Here is a 13692-nt window from a genome sequence, read left to right as displayed (position 1 = left end):
GACCAGCAACAGCTGGCAGCGGTCGTGGCGGGAGAGGGCGGACGCGATGCCATCGCACCTTATCCTGCCGATAACATGACTGCTTGCCGCCTCCATCGGGTGGACAGGCGAAGGATATAGGGAAGGAGCGGCAAAGTGACGGTTTCAAAGGGCAATATTCGGAAAAGCGGCTGCATCGGCAATCGGCACTGGCTGGCAGGGGCATCCTTTGCGGCCATGATGCTGGCCATGCCCGCGTCGGCGCAGGATGTGGCACAGGGCGCGGCGCAGGCAAATAGTGACGAGGGCGTTGCCGACATCGTCGTGACCGGTTTCCGCCAGTCGTTGGGCGCCGCGATCAATCTGAAACGTCAATCGGTCGGTTCGGTCGATGCGATCGTGGCAGAGGATATTGCCAAATTCCCCGACCAGAATCTGGCCGAATCGCTCCAGCGTATTCCCGGCATCTCGATCCAGCGTGACGGCGGCGAAGGCCGGGCGATTACGGTGCGCGGCCTTGGCGCGCAATTCACCCGCGTTCGCGTGAACGGGCTGGAAACAGTTGCAACATCGACCGATGGCGCCAGCGCCAACCGCGACCGCGCGTTCGATTTCAATGTGTTCGCGTCCGAATTGTTCAGTTCGCTAGTCGTCCACAAGACCGCCGAAGCCTCGCTTGATGAAGGATCGCTCGGCGCGGTTGTGGACCTCAACACTGGCAACCCGTTGGCGGGCAAGGAAGGCTTTACCTTCGTCGGTTCAGCTACTGGTTCCTATAATGATCTGTCCAAGAAATGGGGGCCGCGCGGAGCGGCGTTGCTGTCGTGGAAGTCGCCCGATGGACAATGGGGTGTCGCATTGTCGGCAGCCTATTCAAAGCTCGATACGCTCCAGATGGGTAATAATACGGTGCGCTGGTCGCAGGCGCGCTTCGACAGCGTGGGCGGCACGCCCTGCTTTACCCAGAGCGCCACGAGCAGCACCGGCTTGGCCAATGCTGGCGGTGTCTACACCAATGGTCGCGTTGCAGCCTGCGACAAGGCTGCTCTGGCTTTCCACCCCCGCATCCCCCGCTATGGCGAAATCGCGCAGGAACGCGAGCGTCTGGGCATTACCGGCTCGATACAATGGTCGCCTTCGGATGCCACCAAAGTGTCGATCGACGGCCTCTTTTCCCGCTTCCGCGAAACCCGCGAGGAAAAGTGGGGCGAAGTGTTGCTGCGATCCAACGAACGGTCGATCGACGTCGTCAATCCGGTCTATGACAGCAACAACAACATGATTTCGGCGACGCTGAACGACGCCTGGGTCCGTACCGAACATTATCTGCGCAAGTCGCAGACCAAATTCTATCAGATCGGCGGCACCTGGGACCAGGATGTCAGCGACAGCTTCCGTTTCACGCTGCTGGGCGGCATGTCCAAATCGGATGCGTCCATCCCAGTTGAAACGACCCTGGTATTCGATGATCGTGATGCACAGGGCTATAGCTACGACTATAGCAATTCGCGCAACCCCGTGCTGAAATTCGGCACGAGCGTTACGGATCCGGCCAATTTTCAGCTGGCCGAAATCCGCGATCGTCCTTCCGCGACGGTCAATAAATTCCGCACGGCACAGTTGCGCACCGAATGGGACGTGGCCGAAGGCTTTACGATTAAGGCTGGCGCGGTCTATCGCCGCTTCGCTTTCGACACCGAAGGCTTTACCCGCGATACAGTGGTGTGCGGCAATGGTGGAGTTGACCGGGTGCTGGGCACGGTCAATTGCTCACCGAGCAGCGCCTTTGGCCCGAATGCCATTTACGGCCTGCCAGTGACGGCAGCGCTTTCGGAGCTGTTCACGCTCAAGGGTGCGGGTGCGCCAGCGGGTACGACGACGCAGTGGCTGGTCCCTAATCTCCAGACCGGCACCGACTACACGAAACTGTATCAGCGCACTGCGGCGGTCGATGCAGGCAATACGCGCGGCGTCGTTGAAAAAACCACCGGCGGCTATATCCAGTTCGATGCCAAGGGTGATGTATTTGGTCTGGAATATGCGGCCAATGCCGGTATCCGCTATGTCCGGACCGATCAAAGCTCCACGGGTCTGAATAATGGCGCATTGGTGGGCGTATTGCGGTCCTATGAGGACTGGTTGCCTGCTATGAACATTGCGCTGTTCCCCCATCGTGACATCGTTGTGCGGGCATCGGTCGCCGATGTGCTGACGCGGCCAAGCCTAGGCAACCTGACACCGGGCGGGTCGGTCGATGGGTTCAACTATCGGGTCAATTTCGGAAATCCCTTCCTCAACCCGTTCCGCGCGACCGCTTATGATCTGGCGCTGGAATGGTATTTCGCGCCGCAGTCGATCGCATCTGTCGCAGTGTTCAAGAAGGACGTGCAAAGCTTCCCGATTGGCCAGACCATCACCGGCACTTTTGCATCCACTGGCCTTCCCCTGTCGGTGATTCCACCCAGTTCGCCTGCCGCCATCCTGCCCGAACGCAGCGAAGGCTGGGCGATCAGCACGATCGTGAATGGAACGGGCGCCAGCCTGAAGGGTATTGAGTTGTCGGTGCAAGCACCCTTTACGTTCCTGCCCGGCTTCCTGTCCCGTTTCGGTGGGATCGTAAACGCGACGTTCGTGGACTCCAGCGCCAATTACACCGTGTCTGGTCCGGCAGTTGTGCCGGGCGGTGGCAACATCGCGGCAGTGCGCAATGCTACGCTGTTCGGCCTTTCGAAGCGCGCGTTCAACGGCACGATTTATTATGAGGATGAGAAGTTCAGCGCCCGTGCGTCAGCCAGTTATCGCAGTGGCTATATCGACCAAAACAGCGGCACCGGCAATGTGTTCGAAGGCTATAACAGCACGGTCAATGTCGATGCCTCGGTGCGCTACAAGCTGACCGACTGGATCGAATTGTCGCTGGAGGGCATCAACCTGACCGACGAATATCGCGATCGCTACACCGACCTCGATGCCAATCGCAATTATGAGTATCTGCATTTCGGCCGCACGTTCCAGGTGGGCGCGCGCTTCAAGATGTAAGGCTCATGACCGGGTCGCCTCTGCACGGGCGGCCCGGTTTTTCTGTTTCCAGAGGGAGGGAGATGTCATGACGATCAGCCGCCGCGATGCGATGACAGCCACTCTGGCGGGGAGCGCACTGGCGCTGGCCGGCACGCGCCCGGCGCAGGCAATTCCGGTTGCGCCCGCCGACTGGAAGCGGGGTTTCGACAATCAGCGTATCGCCGACCTTGGCGATGGGCGCTTCCTCAATCCGCTGCTGTCGGGCGACCGGCCCGACCCGGCCATCCTGAAGGATGGGGCGGATTATTACATGACCTTCTCGACCTTCGACAGCTATCCCGGCGTCACCATCTGGCACAGTCGCGACCTCATCAACTGGGAGCCGCGCGGAGCCGCGTTGCAGAAGAATATCGGATCGGTCTGGGCGGTCAGTCTGGAGAAGCACGAGGGCCGCTACTTCATTTACATCCCGGTCAAGGCCAGTCCAAACAGCATCTTCGTCATCCATGCCGACAGCATCGACGGGCCATGGAGCGACCCCATCGACCTGAAACTGCACGCCCATATCGACCCATGCCATGCAGTGGGGGAGGATGGCAGCCGCTGGCTGTTCCTGTCTGGCGGGGACCGTATTCGTCTGTCCGACGATGGCCTGTCCACCGTCGGCGCTGTCGAGCATGTCTATGACCCGTGGCGCTATCCCGACAGCTGGGATGTCGAGGGATTTTCGCCGGAAGGGCCAAAGATCCACCGCCATGGCGACTGGTTCTACATGTTGACCGCGGTGGGCGGGACGGCAGGGCCGCCGACGGGGCATATGGTGATTGCAGCGCGATCCCGTTCCATCCACGGACCCTGGGAGCAGCATCCGGGCAATCCGCTGGTGCGGACGGAGAGCCTGTCGGAACGCTGGTGGTCGCGGGGCCATGCCAGCCTGATCGAGGCACCGGACAAAAGCTGGTGGGCGGTCTATCACGGTTTCGAAAACGGGCTGTGGACGCTGGGGCGGCAGACGTTGCTCGATCCGGTCGAGTGGACGGACGATTGCTGGTTCCGCATGACAGGTGGCGACCTGTCGCAACCGATCGCAAAGCCGCGCGGGGGCAAGGCCGGGCCGCATGGCATGGCGTTGTCGGATGATTTCAGCCGGCTGAACCTTGGCGCGAAGTGGAATTTCTTTCGTCCTGCCGCCGATGAAGCCAGTCGGGCGCGGGTCGAAAAGGGCGCGCTGGTGCTGAAAGGTCGTGGCACGGCACCTGTCGATTCATCGCCGCTGCTGCTGATTGCGGGCGACCCCGCTTACGAATTTCAATGCGATATCGAGATTGCCGCCGGCGGCACGGCGGGACTGCTCTTATTCTATGACGACAAGCTTTATTGCGGGCTGGGTTTTGACGAGACGCGCTTCGTCACGCACCAATATGGGATGGAGCGAGGGCGGCCAGCCAATCCCCATGGCCGTCGTCTGACAATGAAGGTGACGAACCGCAACCATATCGTCTCCTATCATTTAAGCGGCGATGGCGGGCGGACCTGGGACAGGTTCGACCGGGGGATGGAAGTGTCTGGATATCATCATAATGTGCGTGGCGGTTTCCTGATGCTGCGGCCCGGCCTCTATGCCGCTGGGCCGGGCGAGGCGCGGTTCCGCGATTTCCGGTTCCGCGCGCTTTAGCCAGACGCCAGCGTCGCGCGGATTGCGGCTTTCAGCACCTTGCCCGCGTCGTTCTTGGGCAGGGCGTCCCACAGCATGACGCTTTCGGGATATTTGAAGCGGGCGACGCCATGCCCGGCGAGGAAATCGGCAAGGGCAGGCACGTCCAGCGCTGCGTCGCCGCGTGGGACAACGACTGCGACGGCGCGTTCGCCCGTCCGGGCGTCTGGGATACCGACTATGGCGATTTCGGCAATGCCGGGATGAGCGATCAATATATCTTCTATTTCCTTGGGCGCTATGTTTTCGCCGTTGCGGATGATGAGATCCTTGATGCGGCCAGTGACCACCAGATGGTCGCCATCGGCCCACGCTCCCTGATCGCCGCTGCGGTAGAAGCCGTCCGCGTCGAAGGCGCTGTCCTCATCTTCGGCATGGAGATAGCCGACCATCATTTGCGGGCCACGGGCGCGGATCTCACCGTCGGACGCGATGCGGACGGTCGCGATGCCAGGGCGACCGTCGGTTTCGGCGGCATGATCGCCATCGTCGCTGTCGATGACGCCGATCGTGGTGACGGGCAGTTCGGTCGATCCGTAAACGCGGGTGACGATGGCCCGATCGAAATATTCCGCCGCTTCACGGATGAGGGCGGGCGGGACCGATGCGCCGCCGCAGATGAACAGTTTGAGGTCGGGCAGGCATGTGCCTGCCGCACGGGCGGAGGCCAGCAGATGTTGCAGGAAGGGCGTGGCCCCGGCCATATGGGTGCAGCCCTGATCCAGCATGATCCGCACCGCGTCATCCGGGTTCCAATGTTCCATCAGGATCGCAGTCGCACCCAGCAGCAGCGGCGTTTCAAAGGCGTAGATCGCGCCGCCGATATGGCTGATGGGGGATGGCACGAGGAAGCGGTCGCCCGGTTCGACCAGCCAGTATGTGCCGATCTGACGGATGAGGGCATTGATCGAATTATGGCTGTGCAGCACGCCCTTGGGCCGCCCGGTCGTGCCGCTGGTGTACATGGCCATGCGGACGTCGTCGGGGTCGAGCGTGGGCAGCGGGATGTCGTGATGTTCCGCCAGCAGATCGGCATAAGCGCTGTGGGGTTCGGCTTCGCCGCGCAGGACGACAACCTGCGGCGGGGCGGCAAGCGCCGGGAGGAGGCGGGCGAGCATCGCGGCATAATCATGACCGCGAAAGCTGGCGGGGATGTAGATCATGCGGCTGTCGAGGTCGGACAGGATGAAGCGCAGGTCATGGTCGCGCAGCGACGGCAATATGGGATTGGCGACCATCCCGGCCAGCGTTGCGCCCAGATAGATGATGGCCGCTTCATGCCAGTTGGGCAGCATGAAGGAAATGGCGCTGCCCGGTGCGAAGCGGGACAGCATCGCCTGCGCCAGGCGACTGGCCTGATCGTGGAGCGCGGCGGCGGTCAGGCAATGTTCGCCGTCGATCAGCAGGATGCGGTCGGGCGTATCGCGGGCTGCATCGCGCAGCGCGTCGCCCAGCGTTTGCGACTGCCACCAGCCATCGGCATAGGCCGCCCGTGCGAAGGCGTCGTCCCAGCGGATGGACCAGCCGGTCGGGGTCATGCGCCGCGTGGTTGGGGTGTCGGCCATGATGCTGCCTGCCTTTGGAAGGTCGATAAGAAGCGCAGAAATGCGGGAGATGGACGGGGCGGGCAAGCGGGCGGGCCATTCCAGCGTCGGGGCGATGGAGAATGATCGGCGGGGCATCCGGGCCGCCTTCCCATGGGCGTCGCGGCACGCTAACCCTGACACCATAACAGGACAGGCGGAGGATGCGGCGATGAAGGCGATGCTGGCTGGATTGATGCTGATTGGGCTGGCGACGGGGGTGGCGCAGGCGGCTGAGGTAAAGGACTGTCCATTGCGCGACGCCGCATTTTCGGTGGATGCGCCGATCGTGGACCTGTTGCTCAGTGCCAAGGCGAAATCTATATTGGAAGCGCAGGCACCGGACATTTTCAGCGCTCTGCCGCCGCGCTTCTTTTCGACGCAGGCGCCGACCTTTGCCGCGATACTGACGGTGCGCGAACTGGCGGCGATGAAGGGGATCGCTCCGGCAACCGTCGCGCGGATCGACGCGGCGTTACGGCCGATCGCAGTTACTCCGGCGGACAAGGTCGCGCGTTGCGCGCGCTATGACAATGACGTGCCGCGCTTTCGCTTGCCCAAACGCAAGCCTGCGGTCTTGCTGTTCGAGAAGATGACCGGATTTCGCGATGGTCCTTCGGTCGATGCGGCGCGCGAGGCGTTCGAGGCGATGGCGAAGCGCAAGGGATGGGCGATCGTCGTTACCGACAGAGGCGGGGCAATGAACCCGGCGACGTTGCGGCAGTTCGATGCCGTCATCTGGAACAATGTCAGCGGAGACGTGCTGACGCTGGCGCAGCGCAGGGCGTTTCGCGACTATATGGAGCAGGGTGGCGGCTTCATCGGCGTGCATGGGTCGGCGGGCGATCCGGCAACATTTTGGGACTGGTATGTCGACGGGCTGATCGGGGCGCGCTTTGCCGGGCATCCGATGAACCCGCAATTTCAGGATGCGCGGATCATGGTCGAGGGTAAAGACCATGCCGTGGCGCAGGGTTTGCCAAGCGAATGGGTGATGAACGACGAATGGTATTCGTTCAAGACCAACCCGCGCAGCACGGGTGCGACGATCATCGCGACGCTGGACGAGAAAAGTTACAAGCAGGCAGGATTTGCCGGGCAGGCATTGACGATGGGCGACCATCCGATCGCGTGGACGCGGTGCATCGGCAAGGGCCGCATGGCCTATGCGGCGATCGGGCATCGGCCCGAAACCTATGGCGATGCGCATTATGTGCGGATGCTGGAAAATGCGGTGGATTAGGTTAGCGCGCGGCGCAAGAGCAAGTGCCAGATTGCACCGCAATGAGAAGGAACGAGGGTCGTGGTAGCAGTGACGGGTTGCGTAGGACAGTGGCCCGAACTTTACTAAGATAGCCCATGCGGACCATGTGATAGGATTTTATTTAACATAATCCTTGTTATCAAACTTTCTAAATGTAGCAGCAACGTTCAAATGTCACAGTTGCGCAAAGTAGAGATGTCTCACTTGGGCTACCGTGCCCTCCGGCTGTTCGGAGGTATTGAGCATGGCGGTGTTGCGTATGAGTACCGAGGAGCTTTCGCGGGTCGAGACGCTGATGCATGTGGTTTCAGGTCGCATGACCGTCACCCAGGCCGCAAGGCTGATGAGCGTCAGCCGCCGCCACGCCCATCGACTGCTGACCCGTTACCTTGACGATGGATCATCCGGGCTTTTGTCGCGCCGCCGTGGTCGACCAAGTAACCGGCGCTTGGATGATGCCATCAGAGATCAGATTGTCGCACTGGTTCGGACCCATTATCATGATTTTGGGCCTACATTGGCTGCGGAGTATTTGGCCGAACGGCATGATCTCCGGATCTCGCGTGAGAAGCTGCGGCAGATGATGATCGAGGCCGGGATTTGGAAGGATCGTCAGGCTCGCCGTCCTCGCCCCTATCAGCCGCGCTACCGCCGGGATTGTCGGGGCGAACTGATCCAGATCGACGGCTCAAAACATTGGTGGTTCGAAGACCGCGGCCCGCAATGCACATTGCTGGTCTATATCGACGACGCGACCAGCGAACTGATGCACCTCAGGATGGTCGAGAGCGAGAGCACCTTCGCTTACATGGAGGCGACCCGCGCGTATATCGAACGGCACGGCAAGCCGGTGGCCTTTTATTCCGACAAGCACAGTGTTTTCCGGAACGCGCGGGCCAGCGCCGCGCGTGGCGACGGGATGACGCATTTTGGCCGTGCGCTGGATGCTCTGAACATCGAGATCATCTGCGCCAACTCGCCACAGGCCAAGGGCCGCGTCGAGCGGGCCAACGCCACCTTGCAGGATCGCCTGGTGAAAGCGATGCGACTGGAGGGTATCTCGTCGATCGCGGACGCAAACGCTTTCCTCGACAGTTATATGGGCAGGCACAACGAGCGGTTTGCCCGCCCTGCCTTCGATGTCCGCGATCTGCACCGCCCGCTTGCCCCGCATGACGATCTGCGCTCGATCATGGTCTGGCGGGAGCAGCGAACGGTGACGGCAGCGCTGACGCTGCACTACAACAAGGCGATGTTCATCCTGGAGCCGAACGATGTCAGCGAAAAGCTGGCGCGCAAGCGGGTGACGGTCTGCGAATATCCCGACGGTCGACTGGAGATCGAGCATGAGGGCCATGTCCTGCCCTATCGTCAGTTCGACAAGATGCGGCAGGTGAACCAGCCTGCCATTGTCGAGAACAAGCATCTGGACGCAGCGTTGCTGCTGGCCCGGCAGATGCAGGCGATTATGCCGCATCACCGTAAGCGCAACAACGACGCCCCTGCCCGCCGTGACCAACCCATGCATCTGTTCCCCGAGCCAGACCCGCCACCAAAGATCGACCGCCGCAAACTGGGTGGGTCAAAGCTCAAGCGCGGCCCAAGGCTGAGCGATGCAGAGTTGCGCGAACGCCGCACGCTCGGCTTCGTGTAGAGGACATGACCGGGCCCACTGCAGGGCAGCGGGTCCATGGGTCCGCTACCCCAAGGTCAGCGCATCAGCAGGGTCTGCGCTGCGCTGTATCGATGGCTCCACGCAGCCCCTGCTGTTCCCCAACCTGTGACATTTCTATATGGCACAGATTGTGACTTCTCTATTTAGCAGGAACACTAAAGTGGATTCATGGTTTCGGGATTTCTGGGGAAATCCATATTTTACAAGTGCTTGCATCCTGTCCCTTTCATTGGTTCTACGCAGTTTGGATAGTCTGACTTAGGTCGGGTCTGATATGAAACGCGGAATTGCACCCCGTTTTTTGCGCGGTGGAACCTATAAAATCCTCCCGGCGCGTCATGTTCGCCGCGAACCGGCATGAGCGTGCTGATCGTGCGTTTTGCGCCGTGGTTGCAGATATGGATCGCGCGCCTTGAAAACATTGCGCTTGGCTTCATCCCGTATGGATCATATATGATTCGTATATGAATGATGAATGGACTTGATGTGGGTATCGTCAATATCGAGGAGGATCTGCACGATCAGCTCCGCCGGGCCAGCAAGGTTTCCTGCCGGTCGATCAACGCGCAGGCCGCTTTCTGGATCAGGATCGGCATGTTGTGCGAGGTCAATCCGACGATGAGTTTCCAGGCCATCATGGCGCGCGAGTTGCGGGCCGCAGGCGTGTGCGCGGACCCTTTGGCGATAGTGACGCATGACGAAGCAGCCTGAAGAACTGGCGCTGATGGCGGAATCCGGGCGGTTGCTGGCGTCGGTATTCGCGATGCTGGATGCGATGCCGCTGGTGGGCCTGTCCACATTGGAGATCGATACGCTGGTCGAGCGGTTCATTGTCGACGACCTTGGCGCACGGCCCGCGAGCAAGGGCCAATATGATTATGGTTTCGTGCTGAATTCGTCGGTGAACGATGTGGTGTGCCATGGCGTCCCGTCGGCTGACGTGGTTCTGGCCGATGGCGATATCGTCAATCTGGACATCACGCTGGAGAAGAATGGCTTTATCGCCGATTCCAGCAAGACCTATATGATCGGTGCAGTCAGTCCGGTGGCCAGACGGCTGGTGCAGACCACTTACGACGCGATGTGGATGGGCATTGCCGCCGTTCGCCCCGGCGCGCGGCTGGGCGACATTGGCTGGGCGATCGAGCGCCATGCCAGGAAAAATCGTTACAGCGTGGTGCGCGAATATTGCGGGCATGGCATTGGCCGCGAAATGCATGAGGAACCGCAAATCCTGCATTTCGGCAAGCCCGGCACGGGCCTGCCGATCCGCGAGGGCATGGTGTTCACGATCGAACCGATGCTCAATCGGGGTCGCCGCAGCGTGCGGACACGCGATGATGGCTGGACCGTGGTGACGCGCGACGGATCGCTATCCGCGCAGTTCGAACATAGCGTTGCAGTGACCGCTTCGGGGGTGTCTGTGTTGACGTTGCGGGCCGATGAGGTGGGGATGCTGGAGCGGATGCGGGTTAAGGCGTGAGCGATTTTGCCGGTATTGGTTTCAAGGCATCGGATCAGGAAGGATGTTTTTTTCGTCCCCACGCCTCCCCTGAACGAGAGGGGCTATAAGATTGGGTCATGGGGCAGATGACGGATTTCGATTTTGCGTTCGTTCAGCCATTCTGGATAATAGTGTCGATGCAGATAGTGTAGGCACAGGCGGAATGTGGATCTTCGCCGGGATGAAGGGATAAGACGGGGCATGGCGATCAGGCATATAGCGATGCGTGCGGGTTTGGCGGTTGTGGTTCTGGGGGCGACCCCGGCGCTGGCGCAGGATGCGGCGAAGGGAAAGACGGTCTTTGCCCGTTGCGCATTGTGCCATGATGTGAAGCCAGGGCCAAAGAAGATGGGACCGAACCTGGCAGGGCTGTTCGGGCGCACGTCCGGCACGATGGCGGGCTTTGTCTATTCGCCCGCGATGCAGAAGGCCAAGATCAAGTGGGACGCCAAAAGCCTGGATGCGTTTCTGACCAAGCCGACCGCGCTGGTGCCGGGTAACCGCATGGCCTTTGCCGGGGTGCCGGTGGCAGCGGACCGGGCGAACCTGATTGCCTATCTGAAGGCGGAGGCCAAGTAACGCCCAGCGCGGTTTTTCGTCGCGCCTCGACACGAACGGAGGGGGGGGATTTGCCCTACCCCTTCATATCGATCGTCGCGATCAGGCCGCCTTCTTCTGCGTTGCGCAGGCGGACCGATGCCTCGAAACTCATGGCGAGCGAGCGGGCGATGGTAAGGCCGATGCCAGTGCCGGGGCGACCGCCGGGCTGGCTGCTGGGACCGCGCGTGAAGGGTTCGAACATCTGGTCGAGCTGATCGGCGGGGATGCCTGTGCCATGGTCACGCACATGGATGAGCAGGCGACCCCCTGCCCGCGTGCAGCCGATGTCCGCGCTGCCGCCATAACGCACCGCATTGTCGACCAGATTGGCGATGCAGCGCGTGAGCGCATTGGGTTTGACTCGCACGGTGCCGCCGCAGCCGGTGGTGAAGCGGACCGGCGCGCCCAGTTCCTCGGCATCTTCGGCCATGCTCGCGAGCAGCGAGTCGATGTCGAGCGTGGACCATTTTTCGCGCGCTTCGGTGCTGCTGGCCAGATCCAGCCCTTCGCGCACGAGGCGGTGCATCGCTTCATGATCGGCGATCAGGCGGCTGCGCAATTCTTCATTTTCGACCAGTTCGAGCCGCAGGCGCAGGCGCGTCAGCGGCGTTTGCAGGTCGTGGCTGATCGCCGCGAGCAGTTGCGTGCGTTCGGCAAAGCCCGCGCGGGCGCGCCGCTGCATCAGGTTGAAGGTGGAGAGCGCCGCGCGCACTTCTTCGGGGCCGCGTTCGGGAATTTCCTCCGGGTCGAGGGAGACGGAGAAAGCCTCCGCCGCGCGTTCCAGGCGGCGTAGCGGTTTGGACACGAAACGGGCGACGAGGATGGCGAGGCCCGCCGACGCCGCGACGATGACCAGCAGATAGAGCGGGTTGAACACGGTGCTGGGCGGTTTGGCGAGGCGCGGGAAGCTGAGCGCCATGGCGCGGCGTAACCCGTGGCGGTCAGTGAAGCGGACGATCCAGCAATCCGGGCGCGGCGCATCGACCAGCCCGGCGGCCTGTTCCTTGCCGAAACGGCCGGGGAAGCAAAGACCGATCGGCACCTGCCCTGCCTCTGGCTGAGCGCCGGGGCCGAAGCGTTGGGCAAGGATGGCTTGAAGATCGGTGTCCGGCTCGCTGAGCGATACGCCTTCGGGCGCGGGGCCGGCGCCCATGATCATATGGTTGGCCATCATCGTTGCGATGCGGCGCGGGTCGCGATGGAAGCGGTCGGCAATATCCACGGCGCTGGCGACGACACGCTGGCGGCGGACCCGTTCGAAATCATGGCGGCGGGTCTGTTCGGCGACCAGCAGCGCGATGATTGCCGCGATCGACATGCCGAGCGTGAGGATGACGAAAATCTGCCCCGCCATCGAGCGGGAGAAGGCACGCACCCGGTTGGTGAGGCGCGCGATCATGAATAGTCCACTGCGCTGGCCAGCACATAGCCTTCGCCGCGCACGGTAAGGATAAGTTCGCTGCCCCCCGGCGCGTCGGCCAGTTTCTGGCGCAGGCGGCTGACCTGCAAATCGATCGAACGGTCGAAGGCGGCGGTCGCGCGCCGTTCAGGCAGCAAGGCTTCGCGACCCAGCACGACATTGGGTTCGTCGATGAAGCGGCAGAGCAGGCGATATTCGGCGGACGACAGCATCACCAGCCGGTCGTCGGGCGCGACCAGACGCCGTTGCACCAGATCAAGCCGCCACGGGCCGAAATGGGCGTAGCGCATCGTTGCGGTGCGGGCTGACGGTTCGCTGCGCGCCCGCCGCAGCAGGTTGCGGATGCGCACCAGCAGTTCGCGCGGTTCGAACGGTTTGGTCAGATAATCGTCCGCCCCCAGTTCCAGCCCCAGCACACGGTCGATCGCGCTGCCCCGTGCCGTGACCATGATGATCTGGACATCGGATCCCTCCCCCCGCAATTCGCGGCAGAGCGAGAGGCCGTCGCCATCGGGCAGGTTGAGGTCGAGGACGATGAGGTCGACGCTCTGTTCCTGCATGATGCGGCGCAGTTCGGCGAGGTTGGCTGCTGCGAACAGGCGATAATTTTCCTGGGCCAGTTGCCCGACGATTAAATCCCGAATGTCCGCATCATCGTCAAGGACGAGCAGAGTGGCCGGTTGGGAGGGCGTGGCGTCGGGCATCATCATGGACGTAACGGGTGACGGGCCGAAAGTCTGCCCGTCATGGCGCGATGATACAGGGTGATACAAAGCGTTACGATATTGCAGGGTGATGCGACGCGATTGCTCTTTCCCGTGACGGCGGTAGCGACGATGAGGACTGTGTCGGCGGCCCCCTGCCGACGCCATGCGGAGCCCTTGCAACGCCCCTGTCTGTCGTTCGGTCAGTCAGGGGCGACGCCGGGTTCG

Annotated in this window: 10 protein-coding genes; 7 read left to right on the top strand and 3 right to left on the bottom strand. The window is 61.9% G+C overall.

Annotation, left to right across the window (positions count from 1 at the left end; translation table 11 throughout):
- Positions 1–216 precede the first annotated feature (216 nt).
- Both SPBM01_RS15885 and SPBM01_RS15880 read left to right on the top strand, forming a co-directional pair.
- Entirely contained in the window at positions 217–3018 is a 2802-nt protein-coding gene (locus SPBM01_RS15885; RefSeq protein ID WP_188065763.1) for a TonB-dependent receptor, read from the top strand.
- 67 nt (positions 3019–3085) lie between these two features.
- A complete protein-coding gene (locus SPBM01_RS15880) occupies positions 3086–4675 on the top strand; it encodes a family 43 glycosylhydrolase (protein ID WP_188062580.1) in 1590 nt (529 codons plus the stop codon).
- Here SPBM01_RS15880 and SPBM01_RS15875 read toward each other — a convergent pair.
- Positions 4672–6279 carry an AMP-binding protein gene (locus SPBM01_RS15875; RefSeq protein WP_188062579.1) on the bottom strand — a complete coding sequence of 536 codons (1608 nt, stop codon included), beginning with the start codon at positions 6277–6279 and terminating at the stop codon, positions 4672–4674. The two genes, SPBM01_RS15880 and SPBM01_RS15875, sit on opposite strands and share 4 nt — an antisense overlap.
- Positions 6280–6319: 40 nt before the next feature.
- On the opposite strand from SPBM01_RS15875, the gene SPBM01_RS15870 reads away from it, so the two are divergent.
- From SPBM01_RS15870 to SPBM01_RS15850, 5 genes are all read left to right on the top strand, one after another.
- Complete coding sequence (locus tag SPBM01_RS15870) at positions 6320–7540, top strand: ThuA domain-containing protein (RefSeq protein ID WP_262504213.1); 1221 nt, start codon at positions 6320–6322, stop codon at positions 7538–7540.
- 265 nt (positions 7541–7805) lie between these two features.
- Entirely contained in the window at positions 7806–9215 is a 1410-nt protein-coding gene (locus SPBM01_RS15865; RefSeq protein ID WP_188062578.1) for an ISNCY family transposase, read from the top strand.
- 507 nt (positions 9216–9722) lie between these two features.
- Positions 9723–9947 carry a ParD-like family protein gene (locus SPBM01_RS15860; protein WP_188065761.1) on the top strand — a complete coding sequence of 75 codons (225 nt, stop codon included), beginning with the start codon at positions 9723–9725 and terminating at the stop codon, positions 9945–9947.
- On the top strand, positions 9931–10719 hold the full coding sequence (gene map / locus SPBM01_RS15855) for a type I methionyl aminopeptidase (RefSeq protein WP_188062577.1): 789 nt from the start codon (positions 9931–9933) through the stop codon (positions 10717–10719). The genes SPBM01_RS15860 and map overlap by 17 nt, the downstream gene beginning before the upstream one ends.
- Positions 10720–10941: 222 nt before the next feature.
- Positions 10942–11319: a c-type cytochrome gene (locus SPBM01_RS15850; protein ID WP_188062576.1), complete on the top strand. Its 378-nt coding sequence runs from the start codon at positions 10942–10944 to the stop codon at positions 11317–11319.
- 55 nt (positions 11320–11374) lie between these two features.
- Here the strand turns inward: SPBM01_RS15850 and SPBM01_RS15845 are convergent, their stop codons facing one another.
- Together SPBM01_RS15845 and SPBM01_RS15840 are read right to left on the bottom strand one after the other, a co-directional pair.
- Positions 11375–12739 (bottom strand): ATP-binding protein, encoded by a 1365-nt coding sequence (locus SPBM01_RS15845; protein WP_188062575.1) that lies wholly within the window; start codon positions 12737–12739, stop codon positions 11375–11377.
- Complete coding sequence (locus SPBM01_RS15840; protein ID WP_188065760.1) at positions 12736–13464, bottom strand: response regulator; 729 nt, start codon at positions 13462–13464, stop codon at positions 12736–12738. Before SPBM01_RS15840 ends, SPBM01_RS15845 begins: the two co-directional genes overlap by 4 nt.
- Positions 13465–13692: the final 228 nt, after the last annotated feature.

Source organism: Sphingobium sp. KCTC 72723 (genome assembly GCF_014280435.1).
Taxonomy (GTDB): Bacteria; Pseudomonadota; Alphaproteobacteria; order Sphingomonadales; family Sphingomonadaceae; genus Sphingobium.
This window is presented reverse-complemented; position numbering and strand designations above follow the sequence as displayed.